At 71.5% G+C, this 18938-nt stretch carries 18 protein-coding genes and 2 pseudogenes; 7 read left to right on the top strand and 13 right to left on the bottom strand.

Going from position 1 to position 18938, the window contains the following annotated elements; all coding sequences use genetic code 11:
• Positions 1-82: 82 nt before the first annotated feature.
• Genes BM288_RS06780 through BM288_RS06770 form a run of 3 tightly spaced genes read left to right on the top strand, consistent with a single transcriptional unit; the run spans position 83 to position 4069 of the window.
• On the top strand, positions 83-2182 hold the full coding sequence (locus BM288_RS06780) for an MMPL family transporter (protein ID WP_092917164.1): 2100 nt from the start codon (positions 83-85) through the stop codon (positions 2180-2182).
• The gene (locus BM288_RS06775) at positions 2148-3452 is read left to right on the top strand and encodes a sensor histidine kinase (protein WP_092917162.1); all 1305 of its coding nucleotides are present in this window, start codon (positions 2148-2150) and stop codon (positions 3450-3452) included. Before BM288_RS06780 ends, BM288_RS06775 begins: the two co-directional genes overlap by 35 nt.
• Entirely contained in the window at positions 3449-4069 is a 621-nt protein-coding gene (locus tag BM288_RS06770; RefSeq protein ID WP_092917160.1) for a response regulator, read from the top strand. Before BM288_RS06775 ends, BM288_RS06770 begins: the two co-directional genes overlap by 4 nt.
• Positions 4070-4162: 93 nt before the next feature.
• Here the strand turns inward: BM288_RS06770 and BM288_RS06765 are convergent, their stop codons facing one another.
• The 11 genes from BM288_RS06765 to BM288_RS06715 all read right to left on the bottom strand — a co-directional run bounded on the left by BM288_RS06765 (position 4163) and on the right by BM288_RS06715 (position 14400).
• On the bottom strand, positions 4163-5650 hold the full coding sequence (locus BM288_RS06765; RefSeq protein ID WP_092917158.1) for an MFS transporter: 1488 nt from the start codon (positions 5648-5650) through the stop codon (positions 4163-4165).
• Between the two features lie 61 nt (positions 5651-5711).
• Positions 5712-6950, bottom strand: a complete 1239-nt coding sequence (locus BM288_RS06760) for a M20 family metallopeptidase (protein WP_318255386.1) — start codon at positions 6948-6950, stop codon at positions 5712-5714.
• A gap of 2 nt (positions 6951-6952) precedes the next feature.
• Positions 6953-8125 (bottom strand): M24 family metallopeptidase, encoded by a 1173-nt coding sequence (locus tag BM288_RS06755; protein WP_092917156.1) that lies wholly within the window; start codon positions 8123-8125, stop codon positions 6953-6955.
• A gap of 150 nt (positions 8126-8275) precedes the next feature.
• On the bottom strand, positions 8276-8893 hold the full coding sequence (locus BM288_RS06750; protein ID WP_092917154.1) for a protein-L-isoaspartate O-methyltransferase family protein: 618 nt from the start codon (positions 8891-8893) through the stop codon (positions 8276-8278).
• 22 nt (positions 8894-8915) lie between these two features.
• Complete coding sequence (locus tag BM288_RS06745; protein ID WP_092917152.1) at positions 8916-9743, bottom strand: hypothetical protein; 828 nt, start codon at positions 9741-9743, stop codon at positions 8916-8918.
• Positions 9740-10435 carry an ABC transporter ATP-binding protein gene (locus BM288_RS06740; protein ID WP_318255385.1) on the bottom strand — a complete coding sequence of 232 codons (696 nt, stop codon included), beginning with the start codon at positions 10433-10435 and terminating at the stop codon, positions 9740-9742. Before BM288_RS06740 ends, BM288_RS06745 begins: the two co-directional genes overlap by 4 nt.
• A gap of 4 nt (positions 10436-10439) precedes the next feature.
• Positions 10440-10853, bottom strand: coding sequence for a GntR family transcriptional regulator (locus tag BM288_RS06735; protein WP_092917148.1), 414 nt, complete (start codon positions 10851-10853; stop codon positions 10440-10442).
• 374 nt (positions 10854-11227) lie between these two features.
• Complete coding sequence (locus BM288_RS06730) at positions 11228-11974, bottom strand: DUF3159 domain-containing protein (RefSeq protein WP_092917147.1); 747 nt, start codon at positions 11972-11974, stop codon at positions 11228-11230.
• Complete coding sequence (locus BM288_RS06725) at positions 11971-12591, bottom strand: biliverdin-producing heme oxygenase (RefSeq protein ID WP_092917145.1); 621 nt, start codon at positions 12589-12591, stop codon at positions 11971-11973. Before BM288_RS06725 ends, BM288_RS06730 begins: the two co-directional genes overlap by 4 nt.
• A gap of 53 nt (positions 12592-12644) precedes the next feature.
• Positions 12645-12932 carry a DUF2470 domain-containing protein gene (locus BM288_RS06720; protein WP_092917143.1) on the bottom strand — a complete coding sequence of 96 codons (288 nt, stop codon included), beginning with the start codon at positions 12930-12932 and terminating at the stop codon, positions 12645-12647.
• Between the two features lie 100 nt (positions 12933-13032).
• Positions 13033-14400, bottom strand: a complete 1368-nt coding sequence (locus tag BM288_RS06715; RefSeq protein WP_092917141.1) for a glucose-6-phosphate dehydrogenase — start codon at positions 14398-14400, stop codon at positions 13033-13035.
• 118 nt (positions 14401-14518) lie between these two features.
• Between BM288_RS06715 and BM288_RS06710 the strand changes: the two genes are divergently transcribed.
• Positions 14519-14968, top strand: coding sequence for a hypothetical protein (locus BM288_RS06710; RefSeq protein ID WP_092917138.1), 450 nt, complete (start codon positions 14519-14521; stop codon positions 14966-14968).
• Here BM288_RS06710 and BM288_RS06705 read toward each other — a convergent pair.
• Positions 14958-15218: a hypothetical protein gene (locus BM288_RS06705; protein WP_092917136.1), complete on the bottom strand. Its 261-nt coding sequence runs from the start codon at positions 15216-15218 to the stop codon at positions 14958-14960. The genes BM288_RS06710 and BM288_RS06705 overlap by 11 nt on opposite strands.
• Before the next feature lie 210 nt (positions 15219-15428).
• Positions 15429-16448, bottom strand: coding sequence for a hypothetical protein (locus BM288_RS14290; RefSeq protein ID WP_143103053.1), 1020 nt, complete (start codon positions 16446-16448; stop codon positions 15429-15431).
• A 33-nt stretch (positions 16449-16481) separates the two neighbouring features.
• On the opposite strand from BM288_RS14290, the pseudogene BM288_RS14625 reads away from it, so the two are divergent.
• The 3 genes and pseudogenes from BM288_RS14625 to BM288_RS06695 all read left to right on the top strand — a co-directional run.
• Positions 16482-16751 (top strand): annotated as a pseudogene (locus BM288_RS14625) (hypothetical protein); the annotation flags it as partial.
• Positions 16749-18674, top strand: a complete 1926-nt coding sequence (locus tag BM288_RS06700) for an LPXTG cell wall anchor domain-containing protein (protein ID WP_318255428.1) — start codon at positions 16749-16751, stop codon at positions 18672-18674. The pseudogene BM288_RS14625 and the gene BM288_RS06700, both read left to right, overlap by 3 nt.
• A gap of 105 nt (positions 18675-18779) precedes the next feature.
• Positions 18780-18881 (top strand): annotated as a pseudogene (locus BM288_RS06695) (HhH-GPD-type base excision DNA repair protein); the annotation flags it as partial.
• Positions 18882-18938: the final 57 nt, after the last annotated feature.

Raw genomic sequence — 18938 nt, 5'->3', positions numbered from 1 at the left:
GCACCGCATCCATCGAAAGGTTGAGACCAGGTGCAACCGTGCTCACGATGCCCCGGATGCGCGATCTCGATGGGATGGATGCATGACTTCCGTTCGTGGGCGCGTGCCCCTCTCCGATCGCCTCACCTCCCGCCGCGGAGCCTGGGTGAGCCTCGGCCTCGTGCTCGTCGGCTTCGCCCTGCTGCTCGGCCTCTTCGGCCGTGCCGAGCTGCCCGCCGGCAGCGACACGGCACCGGCCGACTCCGAGTCGGTGCAGGTGGCCGAGCTGCTCGAGCGGTTCCCGAACGCCGACCAGCAGTCGGTGCTGGTGGTCGCCTCGCGCGACGACGCGGGCGCGCTGACGGCCGGCGATCAGGCCGCCCTGACGGCGCTCCTGCCGGTGCTGGACGCCGAGACGGACACCGACGCATCCGGCCCCCTGCTGAGCGACGACGGCCGAGCCGCGCTGCTCGTCACGCCGATCACGGTGGGGGAGAGCAACGGCGAGACCGCCGAGGTCGTCACGGGCCTGCGCGAGGCGATGGCGGCCAACGCGATCGACGGCGTGCAGCTGCTGGTGACCGGCGGCCCGGCCTTCGGCGCCGATGTCGCCTCCTCGTTCGAGGGCGCCGACTTCACGCTCCTGGTCGTGACCATCCTGATCGTCGCCGTGCTGCTGATCGTGACGTATCGCTCGCCGATCCTCTGGCTCATCCCGCTCGCGGTGGTCGCCTTCGCCGACCAGCTGGCCGGCAAGGCCACCGCAGCGCTCGGCTCTGCCATGGGGCTGCAGTTCGACGCCGGCATCATCAGCGTGCTCGTCTTCGGCGCCGGCACCAACTATGCGCTGCTGCTCATCTCGCGCTACCGCGAGGAGCTGCTGCGCACCGATGACCACCGGCGTGCGCTGAGCACCGCGTGGCGGCACACCGCACCCGCGATCCTGGCCTCGAACGTCACCGTGGTGCTGGCGCTGCTGACCCTCGTGCTCGCCGTCATCCCCGGCACCCGCGGCCTGGGGCTCTCCTCGGCGCTCGGCCTGCTGATCGCGCTCGCCGCCGTACTGCTCGCGCTGCCGCCCGCGCTCGCGCTGCTCGGCCGCCGCGCGTTCTGGCCGTTCGTGCCGCGACCCGGCACCGCCGCGTCGCACGGCCGCGCCTGGAAGGGGATCGCGACCCGCGTGATGCGCCGGCCGGCGCTCAGCCTGGCGGCAGGGCTGGCCGTGCTCGCCGTCATGGCCGGCGGACTGCTCGGCACCTCGATCGGGCTCGACCAGCTCGAGCGCTTCCGCGTGCAGTCCGAGTCGGCGGCCGGCCTCGAAGTGCTCGCGCAGCACTTCCCCGCCGGCGAGGCGCAGCCGACCTTCGTGGTGGCGGATGCGGACCACGCGGACGCCGTGGTCGCCGCGGTCGCGGGGCTCGAGGGCGTCGTGCGCGCGCACCCGGTCGCCGAGACCGCCGACGGCGCGCTCACGAAGATCATGGTGACCGGGGAGTACGCGCCCGGCACCGAGGAGTCCCTCGCGCTCACCGAGCAGCTGCGCGCGGCAGTGCACGAGGTGCGGGGGGCGGATGCGCTGGTCGGCGGCGCCGTCGCGACCGACCTGGATGCACGGGCCGGCAACCTGCAGGACCTGCTGCTGATCGCGCCGCTCGTGCTCGCTGTGAGCTTCATCGTGCTGCTGGTGCTGCTGCGCTCGATCGTCGCGCCCGTGCTGCTGCTGCTCGTGAACCTGGCCAGCGCGCTCGCCGCCATCGGCGCCGGCTCGTGGCTGAGCCGGGTGCTGCTCGACCAGCCCGCGCTCGATCTGCAGGTGCCCCTGCTGGCGTTCCTGTTCCTCGTCGCGCTCGGCATCGACTACACGATCTTCCTCGTGCACCGGGCGCGCGCCGAGTCGCGGGTGCACGGCACGCGTGACGGGATGGTGCGAGCGGTCGCGTCGACGGGCGGCGTGATCACGAGCGCCGGCATCGTGCTGGCGGCGGTCTTCGCGGCGCTCGGCGTGCTCCCGCTCGTGACGCTCGGCCAGCTCGGCCTCATCGTCGGGCTCGGCGTCGTGGTCGACACGCTGGTCGTGCGCACCGTGATCGTGCCCTCGCTGTTCGGCATCCTGGGGGATCGCATCTGGTGGCCGGGAAAGATTCGTGTCGAGAGCGGAGAATCGAGCCATGAGCATCGTGAACCTGCCGCTGTCTCGGCCTGAGCACGGCGAACCGTCTCGCGGCGGCTCCCGCATCGGCTCACTCCGCCTGGTCTCCGTGGCGCGCGCCATGGCGATCGGGCAGCACGTGATGGCCGCCGCGCTGACCGGCATCGGCGTGATCCGCGCGATCGGCGCAGGCACCCCGGCTGCCGCGGCCGTCGCTGCCGGCCTGGCCATCCTCGCCTGGCACACCGCCGGCGCCATCCTGATCGCCAGGACGGGCTCGCGGCAGGCCACCACCTTGTGGCTGCTCGGCTTCGTGGTGATCTGGATCGCCGCCGTCGCGGTCTCCTCAGAATTCGTCTGGGTCGCGTTCCTGCTGTGGCTGCTCGCCGGCCACCTGCTGCCGGGCGGCTGGGCGATCGTCTTCTCGGTCGCGGTCTTCGCGGTCGTGGCGCTCGCCCCGTTCGTCCACCACGGCGGCACGACCTACGCGAACGTCTTCGGGCCGCTCATCGGCGGTGTCTTCGCACTCGGCATCTCCCGCGGCTACCTCGAGCTGCTGCGCGAGGCCGCCTCGCGCGAGCGACTGGTCGACTCGCTCGCGAAGGCGCAGCGCGAGATGTCCGACCTGCAGGGCGAGCTCGCGCTCGCCCAGCGCCACTCTGGCGCGATCGCCGAGCGCACGCGGCTCTCGCGAGACATCCACGACACGATCGCGCAGTCGCTCGCCTCCATCCACCTGATCGCGCACGCCGCGCACGAGCGCACCGCAGACCCCTCGGCGTCGCGCACGCTCGAGCAGGTCGAGACGCTCGCGAGCGAGAGCCTCGCCGACGTGCGCCGGATCGTGGCCGCGCTCGCGCCCGCCGAGCTCGACGACGCGCTCGCTGCCGCGATCGGCCGCCTGCTCGAGCGCCTCGGCGATGAGACCGGCATCACCACGCAGCTGCACGTCGACCCGTCGCTGCCGCTGCTGCCGACGCCGGTCGAGGTCGCGCTGCTGCGCACGGCTCAGTCGGCGCTCGCGAACGTGCGCCAGCACGCGTCGGCGGCGCGCGTCGTCGTCAGTCTCATCGACGCCGGCGACGTCGTGCGGCTCGACATCATCGATGACGGGCAGGGCATGGATGCGGTGGCCTGGGAGGCCGACGGCGCCGGATCGTCGAGCTACGGCCTACGGTTCATGCGCGCCCGGCTGCGCGAGCTCGGCGGCGGTCTCGACATCGAGAGCGCGCCGGGAGACGGCATGGCGCTCTCCGCGCACCTCCCGCTGCACGTCGCAGACGACGCCCCCGCAGATCGGCCAAGCACCGAGGGACGGCCATGACCATCGACATCCTGCTCGTCGACGACCACCCCGTCGTCCGCAGCGGCCTGCGCGCCGTGCTGGAGGCATCCGCCGGTCTCCGCGTCGTCGGCGAGGCTGCGGCCGGTGAGGAGGCCGTCGTGCTCGCCGAGCACCTGCGACCCGCCGTGGTGCTGTGCGACCTGCGGCTCGGCGCCGGCATGGACGGCATCGCCACGACCGCCGCGCTGCGCGCGCTGCAGCCCGCGCCCGCCGTGCTCATCCTCACGACCTTCGACCGCGATGCCGAGATCATCGGCGCCATCGAGGCAGGAGCGGCCGGCTACCTGCTCAAGGACGTCGCGCCCGCCGCGATCGTCGACGCGATAGGGCGGGCGGCCCGGGGTGACACCGTGCTCGGGCCGGACATCGCAGCCCGGGTGATCCAGGGCATCCGGAACCCCTTGCCGAAGCTCACCGAGCGCGAGCACGACGTGCTGCGGCTGCTCGCCACCGGCGCCGGCAACCGCGAGATGGGCAAGGCGCTGTTCGTCACCGAGGCGACGATCAAGAGCCACCTCGTGCACATCTTCTCGAAGCTCGACGTCGACAGCCGCTCGCGCGCCGTGCACGTCGCGCGCGAGCGCGGCCTGCTCTGACGGGCGCTCGCGGGCGCGACTCCCCGGCCGCGGCGCAGACGACGGATGCTGTCCCGCGGGGGTGCGGGACGGCATCCGTCGGTGTCGCGCCGGTCAGTCGATCGTGCGGTTCGGCCCCGTGCCGTTCGCGCGCGCCTGCACCGCCTCGAGCTCGTTGTTCGGGTCGTGCACCTTGCCGATCAGGTCCTGGCCGATCGCGACCCGGTCGAGGTCGTCCTCGCCCGGCACGACGTCGCCGCGCAGGCTGCGGCCGGCGGTCTCGTTGAAGGTCCAGATGGCGATCAGGCCGATGATGCCGGCGACCGTCATGTAGAAGCCCGGCACCAGCGTCGAACCGGTCCTGTCGATGAGTGCCTCATTGATCAGGCCGGCCGGGCCGCCCAGCAGCGAGGTCGCGACGTTGTAGCCCAGCGCGAAGCCCGCGTAGCGGACCGTGGTCGGGAACAGCGCGGGCAGCGTCGCCGAGATGTTGCACAGCAGCATCACCAGGAAGATGCCGAAGATCGCCAGGCCCAGGATCTGCAGCGCGATCACGCCGGTGTCGAGCAGCATGATCGCCGGGATCGAGAAGAGCGTGAACCCGGCCGCAGCGGTCAGCAGCACCGGTCGCCTGCCGATGCGGTCGGTGAGCGCGCCCAGCGGAATGATGACGACCATCATGATCAGCTGCACGGCGACCAGCATCATGCCCGCCTGCGTCGCATCCATGTCGAGGGATGTGTTGAGGTACGTGGGCATGTAGGTCAGCACCAGGTAGAAGCCGGTGTTGATGAGCACCGTGATGCCCATGATCTTCAGCAGCTGCTTCGGCTGCTGCGTCACGAGGTCGCGCAGCGTCTGCCAGGCGCTCGTGCGGGTGTCCGTCTCCTGCGCCTCCTTGAAGGTGTCGGAGTCGTGCAGGTTCTTGCGCATCAGCAGCGCGACGATGCCCAGCGGCAGGGTGAGCAGGAACGGCAGGCGCCACCAGCCGGCCTCCATGCCGTCGGAGCCGACGATGAACTCGAGCGCGGTGACGAGGATCGCCGCCATCGAGAAGCCCAGCAGGGTGCCGAACTCGAGGAACGAGCCCCAGAAGCCGCGCCGGTCGTCGGGCGCGTGCTCAGCCATGTAGACCGCGGCGCCGGCGTACTCGCCGCCGGCCGAGAAGCCCTGGATGATGCGCAGCAGGAAGAGCAGAGCCGGCGACAGCCAGCCCACCATGTCCCAGGTCGGCAGGATGCCGATGCAGGCGGTGGAGACGGAGATCAGCAGGATGGTGAACACGAGCACCTTCTGGCGCCCGATGCGGTCGCCGAGGGGCCCGAGCACCGCACCGCCGATGGGGCGGATCAGGAACGAGATCGCGAAGCCGAACAGCGCCCACAGCACCGAGTTCTCGGAGCCGCCGAAGATCTGGTTCGACAGGTGCACCGTGAGGTAGCCGTAGATGCCGTAGTCGAACCATTCGATGGCGTTGCCGGCCATCGCGCCCATCACCGACTTCTTGACGGTCTTCCGCTGGATGGACGAGAGGTCGTTCTCACGGGTGATGGGGGGCGGCTCGTGCGCTGGTCGCGCCCCTCCTGCTGCGTGCTCGGTCATGGCCGTGTCCCTTCTGGATGGTGCCTGGGGGTCGTGCTTCAGGATCGTGCTTCAGGTTCGTTCAGCTCGTGCTTCCGGTCGTGCTGCTGGTGCTGTGGAGCTGTATAAGCATGCGAGTGTACGCGCGTGCGGCTGTGGCGAGGTCGGCGATGCGGACGCGCTCGTCGGGCTGATGGGCCTGCGCGGTGATGTCGCCGGGGCCGAGGATGATCGTGGGGCAGCCGTGGTGGCGCGCGATGAAGCCGCCCTCGCACGCGGCCGTCCACGCCTCCACCGGCGCCTCGGCGCCTTCTGCGGTGAGCGCTCCCACGGCAGTTCGGACAAGCGGATGCGTCGGCTCGGTCTCGAACCCGGGCATCTCCATCTGCAGCCTGGCCTGCGCGGTGCAGCCGGGGATGCCCGGCAGCCCGGCGATGCCGGTCTCGAGCTGCGCGAGTGCCTGCTCGCCCGTCTCGTCCGGCATCAGCCGCCGGTCGACCAGCAGCGTGCAGCGGTCCGGCACGATGGAGGTGCCGTGGCCGCCCTCGATGCGTCCGACGCTCCAGGTGGCGGAGCCGAGCAGCCCGCCGGCGCCCGCGCGCATCCGGTCGTGGTCGTCGGCGATCCAGCTGGCGATGCGCGCGGCGGTGGTGATGGCGCTCGCGCCGTCCTCGGGCCGGCCGGCGTGCGCGGCGCGGCCGGTGACCTCGACCAGCAGGTTGGCGGCACCGCGGCAGGCGATCACGACGGCGAGGTCGGTGGGCTCGGCGACGATGCAGGCGAGGTAGTGGCCGGGCGGCTCTGCGATGTGGGCCTGGATGCCCGTCGCGAGATCCTCCTCGTCGACGGTGACGAGCAGCTCGAGCGGCAGCTCGGGCAGCACCTGGTGCACGGCGCCCATCGCCTGCAGCGCGGCGGCGATGCCGCCCTTCATGTCGGTGGCGCCGCGGCCGGTCAGCCAGCCGTCGGCGACGCGCGGGTTGAAGGGGTTCGCCGTCCACCCCTCGCCCGCCGGCACCACATCGCTGTGGCCGAGCATGAGCACCGCCGGTCGCTGGGCGGTCGCATCCGGGCCGAAGCGGATCGACAGGTTGGGGCGATCGGGCGCCACCGTCGTGCGCGCGGTGCGGCCGCCCAGGCGCGAGGCGATCGACTCCAGCACCCGCACCGTGTGCAGCTCGGTGCCGCCGGGGTTCTCGCTCGCCGCGAGGATGAGCGAGGAGGCGTCGGCGACGATCGTGGCATCCTCGACGAGCTCGAGCGCCCGTCGCAGGTCGTCCGCGACGTCCGCGGCCGCGGGGCTCTGTCGTGCATCCGTCACTTTCACTCCTTCACGATGAGCTCGCGCGGCGCGGAGGTGAGCACCTCGGCGCCGGCCTCGGTGACCGCCACCGATTCGCTGATCTCGCAGCCGTACCCCGACATCCACATGCCGGCGATCACGTGCAGGCACATGCCCGCCTCGATGATGTTCTGGTCGTCGCCGCGGATCGAGACCGTGCGCTCGCCCCAGTCGGGCGGGTAGCCGATGCCGATCGAGTAGCCGAGCCGTGAGGACTTCTCGACGCCCTCCTTGGCGATGTGCGACTGCCACAGCCCGTGCACCTCGGCCACCGTGCGGCCAGGCCGCAGACCGTCGAGCACGAGCTGCAGGCCTTCGGCGGCGACCTCGGCGATGCGCTGCAACCGCGGCTCCGGGCGGCCGAGCGACAGGGTGCGCGCGAGCGGTGCGTGGTAGCGGCGGTGGGCGCCGGCGAGCTCGATCGAGACGGTCTCGCCGGCATCGAGGCGGCGGGAACTGAAGGTCATGTGGGGGGTGTCGGCGCTCTCGCCGGCCGGCAACATCGGCACGATCGCCGGGTAGTCGCCCTCGGCTCCCTCGACGCCGGTGGCCTGCGCGAACTGGATGGCGGCGGCGATGTCGTTGAGCCGCGCGCCGCCCGCGACGGCGTCGATGCCAGCCCGCATGGCGGCGGAGGCGACCTTGCCGGCGGCGCGCATGAGGTCGAGCTCATACGGGCTCTTGACCAGCCGCACCCAGTTGACGAGGTCGTGCGCGTCGACCAGCTGCCACTCGGGCATGCCGCGCTGCAGCGCCAGGAACGAGCGCACTGACAGGAAGTGCGCCTCGCCCTCGTAGCCGACCCGGCCGCGCTTGCCGAAGCCGCGGGCGCGCAGCTGCTCGCAGGCCCAGTCGAAGGGATGCACGTTGCGCTGGTGCACGAGCGACTCGGGGTAGCCCAGGATGCGCTCGGCGGGCATGGTGTCGGCGGTGCGGTGGGCGCCGCCGGCGTCCATCTCGCGCATGATGAGGAAGGTGTCGCCGTGCAGCGGCACGAACAGCAGCTGCGGCATGTAGAACGACCAGGCGTCGTAGCCGGTGAGGTAGTGCAGGTTCGCCGGATCGACGATCACGAGGCCGTCGAGGCCGTTGCGGATCATCCGCGCGCGGGTGCGCGCGAGACGTGCCTCGAACTCCTCGGCGGTCGCGGGCATCCGGCCTCCTCACATCCGTTCGCACACCCTACGACAGCGAGCCCGCGCGGGAGCCGTTCGCGAGCGGGCGCACACGGTGCGTCTTCGCGCTCGATCCGCACGGTGTACGCCATCTCGAGCGCAGGCTCGACCGGACCGCGGTGAGGCCGCTCACTCGCGCAGCGGCACGAAGGCGTATCCGGTGCCGTCGATGCGGTTGCGCGCTGCGCCGCCGTGCATGTCGATCACCTGCATCGCGCCGGCGACCGGCGCCACCATGCGCCCGCCCTCGGCCAGCTGCGCCACGAGCGCGTCGGGTGTGCGCCCGAAGTCGGCCGAGACGAGGATGCGGTCCCACGGCCCCTCCTCGGGCAGGCCGAGCACGCCTGGGATGGCCGGGCGGATGCGCGCGGTGGTCCCGCCCGTCGGCGGGCCTGAGGAGCGCCGGGTGGCCGCGTGGTCGGCGAGGTTGGCGTTGCCCCGCTCGACCAGCTGCGGCACGAGCTCGACGCCCACCACCTCGGCGCCGAGCTCCGCGAGGATCGCGGTGGTCCAGCCGGAGCCCGCGCCCACGTCGAGCACCCGCTGCCCCGCCCGCACGTCGAGCAGCTCGAGCATGCGCGCGACGGTGGAGGGCTGGGAGTTGGTGGCGTCCCAGCCGATGCCGACCGGCCGATCGACGCCGGCGAGCCGCCGCACGCTCGCGGGCAGGAACGTGCGGCGGTCGGCGGCGCGCATGGCGGCGCGCACGCGGTCGGCTGCGTCCGGGGCGACGGGCAGCTCTCGCATGCCCCGGACGCTACGCCAGAGCTCAGGCGAGCGACACCCTGCGGTTCCAGGAGTGCACCGTGCGCCACAGCAGCAGCGGGATAGCCAGCGCCATCGCCGGCAGGAATCCCACCGGCATGACGTTCGCCGAGGTGTTCTGCAGCATCGCCGTCAGCATGTCCACCGGCACGACGCCGAACTCGCCGGAGGCATCCACTCCGAGCCCGAAGGGGATCGCGAGCACCGCCACGAACATCACGACCTGCACGATCGCGTAGAGCACGAACCACACCAGCACCGGGCCGCCCCATCCGAGCCGCTGCAGCCGGCGCTCCGAGCCGATCGACGCCGCGGCGAACAGCATGACGAGGTTGAACCCGTACATGACGATGCTGATCACGGGTGCTCCGACCGCGACCAGCAGCGGCGCGGCCTGGTACGCGGCGGCGAGCACATCGCCTACCTGCCCCAGCAGCATCGTCGGCGTGGTGGCGAACAGGCTCTGGGCGCTCGCGACCATGACGAGCAGCCAGAGCACGACGGTCAGCACCAGGCCGACCAGCAGCATGAGCGACGCCCAGGCGAACTTCGTCCAGAAGATGCGCGAGCCTCGCACCGGCAGCGTCTGCGTGAAGTAGCCGACGCGGCCGTAGCTCGTGCGCCAGTAGTCGACCGCCGAGGCGAGCAGCATCGCGGGGACCAGCCCGAACGCGCCGATGAACCCGAGCACGGTGCCGAAGACCGCCAGCACGGGCCAGCCGGTGATGGCCATCAGTGAGCCGACGGCACCCAGCGCGACCGCCGCGCCGAGGATGACGAGGAGGAACCCTCGGGTGCGGATCGCCTCGTGCTTCATGAGGATGGCAGTCATCGGTGGACCTCCCGGAACAGCTGGTCGAGCGACATGCCGTGCTCGGCGCGCAGGTCGTCGACCTGCCCGGCGAGCACGACCCGTCCGCGGCGCATGAAGACGGCGCTGTCGAGGATGGGCTCGAGATCGTGGATCAGATGGGTGGAGACGACGAGCAGCGATTCCTCGTCGATGGCGCGCAGCACGCCCTGCAGGATGACGTCGCGAGCTGCCGGATCGACGCCGGAGATGGGCTCGTCCAGCAAGTGCACGCGGGCGCGGCGCGCCATGGCGAGCGAGATCTGCACCTTCTCGCGCATGCCCTTCGACATCTCGCGCAGCCGCTGCGATGCATCGAGGCCGAAGAAGCCGATCAGATCGCGCGCCCGTTCGGCGTCGAAGTCGCTGAAGCAGTCGTCGTAGAGCCCGATGCAGTAGCTCGCCCTGGCGCCGTCGGGCAGGAACGAGACGTCGGGGAGGAAGGAGACGCTTGCCTTCGACTCCGGTCCGGGTGCGTGGCCGGCGACGCGCACATCACCGGTGTAGTCGGCGAGCACGCCCGCCAGCACCTTCAGCAGGGTGGTCTTGCCGCAGCCGTTCTCGCCCAGCAGGCCCACGACCTGCCCGTAGGGCAGCTGCAGGTCGAGCCCGTCGATGGCGCGGAGCGGTCCGTAGGTCTTCGTCAGGCCGCGGACGTCGATGGCGCGTGTCACGGTGTCATCCCTCCGCTCGGTGGCTGACGTGGGTGTCGTGCTCGTCAGGGTTTTCGTGGTCATGCTCGCTCCATCGCTCTGCCAGAAGTGCCTGGGCGTCGGCAAGTGGGAGGCCGACTCCTGCGGCGCGCCTGGCGTAGGCATCGGCCGCATCGGCGACGAGGCGCCGCCGGAGGGTGCGGATCAGCGTCGCGTCGTCGGTGACGAAGCGGCCGCTCGTGCGCTCGGAGCGCACCAGCCGATCGCGCTCCAGCTCGCCGAAGGCGCGCTGGACGGTGTTCGGGTTGACCTGCAGCTCGGCCGCCAGGTCGCGCACCGCGGGGATGCGCGCGCCCGGCCGCCACTCACCGGCGCCGATGCGCCGCGAGAACTCGCCGACCAGCTGGAGCCAGATCGGCTGCGTGCTGTCGAAGTCCACGCCGCCCCCTTATCTCACTGTACTAAGTACGTAACACAATAAGACAGACGGATGCGTTGCGCAAGGTGTGCGCGGGTGACGCTTCGACACCGTGTGCGGCCGCGCCGCGCACCGGCTCAGCGAGCGGGGTGGGCTCCTGCGCGGCTCCGCGCGCGAGTTTGGTCCCTGAGCCGCTCCACGCGGAGCGCTGAGCGTGTCGAGGGGCAGAGAAGAAGCGATGCGGACTGGCTCAGTGGCGCTTGCTCAAGTGCAAGAACTGGTGAAGGCGCCTGGTCGGTCCGCATCGCTTGCTTGCCCGGAACTGTACGCCGGGCCCGACGCATCCGCAATGGTCGGGCGGGTGCCTGTGGACAACCTGCGCCAGCGGCGCGGATTCACTCCGCCAGCGCCACCTGCGGCTTGCGGATGCCGGGGTGCGCCTTCGGGATGGCCGCGAACAGCACCCAGCCGGAGACGGCGATGCAGGCGATGATCAGCGGATAGGTGAGCGCGGCGCGCATGATCGCCAGCCAGGTCGTCTCGTTCAGCAGATAGAGCACGGTGAAGACGACGACGCGGATCACGTACTGCAGCACCCAGACCCACGAGGCGCGCTGGTAGGCGCGCAGCAGCGCGGGGTCCCGGTGCCAGCGCGTCTTGGTGCCGATCAGGCCGCCCACGATGAGCCCGAGGAACGGCCAGCCGATCACGATCGAGACCATCCACGCGAGTGCGCTCGCGGCGTTCGAGAGCAGCTGGATGAGGAAGAAGTTGCGCGCCTCGCCCGTGTAGTAGGCGATCATCGCCGCGATCACGGTCATGAGCATGCCGATGAGCACGGCGCGCGGCTTGCGGCGCTGCACGAGCGCGACGACGAGCGTCGCGGCGCTCGCGGCCAGCGACCAGATCGCGGCGGTGAGCAGATCGCCGCCGCTCGCGAGCCAGCCGATGAGGAACGCCACCGGCGGCACGCTGCCCTCGATGGCGGCCCTGCCGCCGCCGAGCAGCCGTGCCAGGGACTCCTCGCGGGTCGGGTCGCCGTCGGCGTCGTAGCGGCCGTCGACGAAGGCGGCGGGTGCGAGGCCCTCGGTGTCGTCGTCGTGCTGGCTCGGCACCGCGCCGGTGTGCGCGCCCACGGTCATGCCACCATCGCCGCCTCGTCGGCCAGCGACGCGTGCACGGCGTGCGAGGCGGCGTAGGCGCGCGCCGCCTCGTCGAGCAGCGCGAGCTCGGCGGCAGAGTCGAGCCCTGCGGCATCGAGCTTCGCCCGGTACTGCTGCTTGAACGCGTCGAGGTCGTCGATCGCGAAGCGGTAGAAGCTCGTCGTCGTCGCGCCGAAGCGGCGCGAGAGCGCTCGCCCGATGTGCTGGCCGCCCGAGAGGTCGCCGAGGTAGCGGGTGTAGTGGTGCGCCGCGAGCCGCACCGGGTCGGCGGCGAGGCCGGCGAGGAGCTGAGCGTAGGCGACCGTCGCCGGGGTCGGCTCGACCGGCCCGCCGAGGGCGGCGAGATCGGCCTCGATGGCTGTGACGCGCTCGAGCGCCGGGTCGTGCAGGCTCGCAGCCAGGCCGTCGCCGCTCGCGGCGACGGCCGTCTCGAGCGCACGGTAGATGACGAGGTGCTGCGAGGCGAGGCGCGCGTAGTAGTGCACGCCCCGCTCGCCGCGCAGCAGTCCCTTGAGGAACGCGTCGCCCGCGGCGGCCTGATGCGCCGACCAGGTCGCAGCGCGGAGGCGGGCGGCGAGATCGGGCGAATGGGGCATGAAGTAAGGCTACCCTTACCGCGTCGCGCCGCGCCAGCGGATGCGAGGGATCGTCAGTCGGTGTTCTCTCGCGGCATGAGCGCCACCACCGCCCTGCGGATGTCGGCGCGCTCCGCGATCGGCATCGGCCACGCCACGGTCACGCGCTCGGTGACCAGCTCGGGACCCTCCGGCACCTCGACGTCGAAGCCCAGCCCATCCGCCCCCAGCGTCACGAGCGTGGCGGATGCTGCGTCGGGCCGAGCATGCTCGCGGACGATGGCGAGCTGGTCATCGCCGTGGTCGCCGTTCATGTGATGCACGACGGCCTCGATCACGTCGTCGGTGTAGCGGAAGGTCATTCGGGGGCTCCTGGGCTCGGTCTGCGATGCGCGTCGTGGACAAGGGTGCACGGCGAGCCTTGGGAATCGCCGCGACCTCAGCAGCGGCGGGCCGCGGCGCTCAGCTCGTGCGCCACCCGGCGGGGCCGGAGGAGCCGGCCGGGTACTCGTCGAGCGGCACCGTGCCGGCGGTCCAGGCCTCCAGCACCGGCTCGACGATGCGCCAGCACTCCTCGGCGGCGTCGCCGCGCACCGCCAGCCGCGGATCGCCGTCGAGGATGGAGGCGAGCACCTCGCCGTAGGGCTCGAGCTGCGCACCGCCGAGCTCGCCGCGCAGCACGGTCTGCTCGAACGTGAAGGGGTCGCCCCGGCCGTTCGTCGTCAGGTGCAGCTCGAAGCCGTCGGGCCGGAAGTCGATCACCAGCCGGTCGCCGGTGTCGCGGCCCCCGAAGCCCTCCGGGATGTGGGCCGGCGGCCTGAAGTGCACGATCGCCTGCTTGCGGATGGCCCCCATCGCCTTGCCCGATCGCAGCACGAACGGCACGCCCGCCCACCGGTGGTTGGCGACCTCGACCTGCACCTGCGCGAGCGTCTCGGTGCCGCGCTCGGGCTGCACGCCCTGCTCGGCGACGTAGTCGGGCACCTCCCGCCCGTCGATGGCGCCTGCCGTGTAGCGGCCGCGCCGGGTGTCGCGCACGGGGTCGACCACGCGGGCCGAGCGCAGCACCGCGCCGATGGCGTCGCGCAGGTCGCGCTCGTGGATCGAGCGGATCGGGTCCATCGCGATCATCGCCATGATCTGCAGCAGGTGCGACTGGATCATGTCGCGCAGCGCCCCTGCCGTGTCGTAGTAGCCGCGACCCTCGAGCGTGACCGTCTCGTCGTAGAGGATCTCGACCCGCTCGATGGAGTCGCGATCCCACACCGGCTGCAGCAGCCGATTGGCGAAGCGCAGCCCGATCAGGTTGAGCACCGTGTAGAGCCCCAGGAAGTGGTCGATGCGGAACACCTGCTCCTCGGGCACGATGCGGGTGACGAGCGCGTTGAGCTCGCGAGCGCGCTCGAGGCTGTCGCCGAAGGGCTTCTCGAGCGCGAGGATCGTGCCCTCGGGCGCCCCGACCTGCTCGAGCGTCGCGCAGACGAGGGCGGTCACCGTCGGCGGCAGGGCGAAGTAGATCACGAGCCGCTCGCAGTCGATCGAGTCGATCAGCGCACGCAGCTGCTTCGCGTCGGTGGCGTCGCCGGCCACGTAGCGAGTGGTGCGCAGCACCTCCGTGGCAGCAGCGCCCTCCGGGTCGCCGGCTGCCATCGCCGTCTCGACGCGCGAGCGCCACTCGTCGTCGTCGAGCTCGCGCAGGTCGGTGCCGACGATCTCGACGCGTCTGGCCGGGTCAGCCGCCAGCAGCGTCGCGATGCCCGGCAGCAGCAGCCTGCTGGTCAGGTCGCCGGAAGCGCCGATGATGAGCAGGGTCGTGGAGGGGGCTGCCATGCCCTCGATACTCGCACCCCTGCCCGGCCCGTGGGACCCCCGGCCCGTGGCGCACTCCCCGTGCCGTGCCGACGCATCCGCCCACAGACGGACCGCGGACCGGTCGTAGATTGGGGGCATGCTCGCCCGCGCCACCCGCCTGATCCTGCCGGCCGTCTGGCTCGGCCTCATCATCGGCATCTCGCTGATCGAGACGCCGCTGAAGTTCCAGGCGCCGGGCATCACCATCCCGCTCGGGCTCGGCATCGGCCGGCTCGTCTTCGCGGCGATGAACATCGTCGAGGGGGTGCTCGCGGTGCTGCTGCTGCTCGCCGTCTTCCGCTCGCGCGCGCGGCGGCCCGAGCGCGCGCTCGCCATCGCCCTGGCCGTCGTGCTGGCGCTCAAGGCGCTGGTGATCCGGCCGATGCTGCACGGCACGACGGATGCGGTGGTCACCGGCGCGAGCGAGGGCGGCTCGGGGCTGCACTACCTCTACATCGCCGCCGACGGGCTGCTGCTCGTGGGGCTCGTGGCGATGCTGGTGCTGGCGGCGCGGTCGTTGCTGGGCGACCGCAGCGTCACCAGATGACGCCGCCGCCGATCGAGATGCCGCCGTAGGTCAGCAGCACGAACACCGCGGCCAGGATGGCCGGCGCGATGCCGCGCCCGCCGGCGTGCCGCGACTTGAACAGTGCGATGACGGCGAGGATCGCGGCGATCGCGCCGAGGCCGCCGCCGAGGATCAGGCCGATGAAGAGCGGGATCGGCATGAGGATCAGGCCCAGGAGGCCGACCCAGAACGCCCACCACGCCCAGGGGTTGGAGCGCTTCGTCTGCATGGCTCCATTCTCGCAGGCGCGGGCTTCGAGCCCGCTGATGCGTGATTCCTGCAGGCTTGCTCAGCATCGTCATAGCAAAGGAAGCGCTGTTCCATAACCTTGTCAGAGTTTCCGCCGGGCACCTTGCGCCAGTGGTGTCGCAAGGCTTTATCTGATCGGCAAGGTGCGTGAGCAGTCCCGCAGTCCGGAGCGGATCGGCGCCCCCAGCCGTCACGGCGGTGCATGCACGAGGAGCTGACCATGGACGGGCGGGCGAAGCACCACAGGGCGTCGATGCCGGCGGCACGACGCATCGCAGCGATGACCGCCGCGCTTGCGCTCGGCTTGTTCGCTCCGCTCATCGCGCTGCCCGCCGCACATGCGACGACGGTCGACACCTCCACAACCACTTCCGAGGTCGGCGATCCCACGACCGAGCTCGACGATGTCACGACTGAGGTCGAGGACGTCGCGCCGGCGGGCGAGGACGTCGCGCCAGTCGTCGAGGAGGTCGTGCCCCAAGTCGAGGAGCCCGCGCCGGCGGTCGAGGAGGCCGCGCCCGCGGTCGTGACGCCCGCGGTCGAGGCCGTCACGACTCAGGCCGCGCCGGCCACGACGGGGCCGGTCCATGGCGCCGACGGGCAGGATCGCTGCGAGGACGGCGACCGGCCGGACTCGCAAGCCGCCACGAGCGGGGACCACCGAGGCGGCGGCGGTGGTGACGACGGCGACCGCTGCGATGACGCGGAGGATCCCTGCTATCCCGGCCACGGGTCGGACTCGTATGTTGCCACTGGCGACGACCGGTGCGATGACGGTGACGATCCTTGCTACCTGGTCCACGGTTCGGATTCGTATGTCGCGACGGGCAGCGACCGCTGCGACGACGGGCAGGAGCCCTGCTACCCGGGTCACGGTTCGGACTCGCATGCCTCCACCAGCGGTGACCGCGGTTGGGGCGGCGACGGCGACGGTGACCGCTGTGACGACGGCGAGGAGCCGTGCGTCCCGGGTCACGGTTCGGACTCGCATATGACCACGAGCGGTGACCGCGGTTGGGGCGGCGGCGGCGATGACCGCTGCGATGACGGCGAGGAGCCGTGCTCCTCGGGCCATGGCGACCGGTGCGATGACGATGAGGAGCCTTGTGTCCCAAGGCATGGCGACCGGTGCGACGATGACGAGGAGCCTTGCGTCCCCGGTCATGGCGACCGGTGTGATGACGATGAGGAGCCCTGCGACGACGACCACGGCGACAACGGCGACGAGTGTGACCGCGGCGCGACGCTGACCTTGGACAAGATCGTCGTCAACAACAATGGGGGCACCGCGACAGCGGCTGACTTCAGGCTGACGGCCAGCAGGAGCAGTGGCGCCGCGCTCACCGGCTTCGACACGATCTCCGGCGTGGGCAGTTCGCTCACCGGTTCCATTCCGGCCGGCTCCTACACGCTCCACGAGACCAGCCTCGACGGCTACAGCGCGAGCAGCTGGACGTGCACCGGCGGGAAGGTCGTCGGCAGTGTCGTCACGATCGCGAAGGGCGCGACAGTGGTCTGCTCGATCACGAACGACGACAGCCCTGCGCACCTCACGCTGCTCAAGCGCCTCGTCGCCGACAACGGCGGCAGCGCTGTCGACACCGACTTCACGCTGACGGCGACCGGCCCGACCTCGCTGAGCGGCGTCGAGGGCAGTGCCGCGGTGACGAACGTCGCCGTCTCGGCCGGCACCTACACTCTCGGAGAGGTCGCGGTGGCCGGCTGGGCGCTGACCGGCATCGCCTGCTGGTCCGACGCGAACGGCCAGCAACCGATCAGCATCCTGAACGCGCAGATCGAGCTCAGCAACGGCGACCGCGCGTACTGCGAGCTGACGAACGACGACCAAGCGGGCTCGCTCACGCTCATCAAGAACGTCATCGTGGGCGACGGCGGCACGGCGACGGCGAGCGACTGGACGCTCTCCGCCGCCGGCCCGACGCCGGGCATCTCCGGCGCAGGTGGTGTCGCAGCCGTGCCGGTGATCCCCGGCGACTATGTGCTCTCGGAGTCCGCTGGTCCTGCCGGCTACGCGGCGAGCGAGTGGGTCTGCGACGGCGCGTTCGATCCTGCCACCGACACGGTCACCGTTCCCCGCGGCGTGCACGTCACCTGCACGATCACCAACGATGACATCGCGCCACGACTGACGCTGCGGAAGGTCGTCGTCAACGACGACGGCGGCAACGCAGCGGACGTCGGCTGGACGCTGACGGCCGCTGGCCCCACCGTTGGCGTCACCGGCACGCACGGTGCCGACGCGATCACGAATCGCGCGGTCAGGGCCGGCGTCTACCAGCTCTCCGAGTCGGGCGGCCCGACCGGCTACACAGCCAGCGGCTGGGTCTGCGATGGCGGTGCGCTGCAGGGAGGTGCGCTCACTCTGGGGGTGGGCGACGAAGCGACCTGCACCATCGAGAACAATGACGCGCCGGTCGACCTTGCGCTCGACAAGGATGACGGTGGCGCCATCGCAGGCCCAGGCGCGCAGTTCGACTACACGATCACCGTGACGAACGTCGGCGATCGAGATGTCGACGGCGGCGAGCCGGTGACGGTGACCGATCAGCTGCCCGCCGGCCTGACCTACGTGAGCGGCCCCGCCGGCTGTGCGGCTTCGGGCCAGACGGTCACCTGCTCCGTGAACCCCCTCGCTCTCACCGCCGGCGCCAGTGTGGTGCTGGTGCTGAAGGTGAGCGTGAACGCGGATGCCGAGCCCGGCGTGCGCGTCAACCTCGCCACGGTCACCACCGAGGACGACCTCGCCCCGACCGACGGCACCTGTGAGACCGACACCAACAACATCGACTGCGAGGAGACGCCACTCGTCAGCGGCAGCCTCGCGGCCGAGAAGTCGGTCTTCGAGTGGGTGAACGGCGGATGGGTCGCGAGCGACGGAGTCGTCGACTACGGCAACACCGTGCAGTACCGCGTCGTGGTCACCGCGGGTGGCACAGCCGCGACGACGGGTGTGGTCGTGACCGACACGCTGCGCGACGGCCTGATGCCCGACGGCCTCGCCACGTGCTCGGTGACCTGCACGGCGACGCTCAACGGGCTCGTGCACCGCATCGAGATCGCCTCGATGGCGCCGGGCGAGATGGTGACGATCACCTTCACCGCGAAGGTGCCGGCTGCTCCGGCGCACGCGCCCGGCACCACCGTGAGCGACGTCTTCGCGAACACGGCGGCGGTCGCCGGCGATGGCTCGCCAGAGACGCCCACCAACACGGTGACGGTATCGGCGACGCACGTGCTCCCGGTGCCCGGTGTGGTCACGCCGCCCACGGTGGTGACGCCGCCCGGCGTGACGGCGCCGACGCCGACCCTGCCACGCACGGGCGGTGAGCTCCCGATGTCCATGATCGCGGCCGGGCTCGCGCTCCTCGCCGCCGGTGGGCTGCTCCTCGTCAGGCGCCGCGAGCGCGACGCCTGATCCCTCATCCCCGCGCCCCCGCCTGTCGTGACCAGGCGGGGGCGCGGCCCTGCGCGGCCGCAGTCGGACGTGGTCGCGGAGGACGCGGCGTGGCACCCTGGAGCCATGACGCGCGAACTCCACATCACGGGCGACGAGGCCGCCGACCGACTGCGCTCCGACGACGACTTCGCGCTGCTGACGGGCATGCTGCTCGACCAGCAGGTGCGCTGACCGTGGGTACAACACCTGCCACTACTTGCGTGCATCTTGTACAAGTTGTAA

The sequence above is a fragment of the Agrococcus baldri genome (assembly GCA_900114805.1).
Classification (GTDB): domain Bacteria; phylum Actinomycetota; class Actinomycetes; order Actinomycetales; family Microbacteriaceae; genus Agrococcus; species Agrococcus baldri.
The sequence above is the reverse complement of the archived record's forward strand: the minus strand, read 5'-3'. Positions and strand labels throughout refer to the sequence as shown.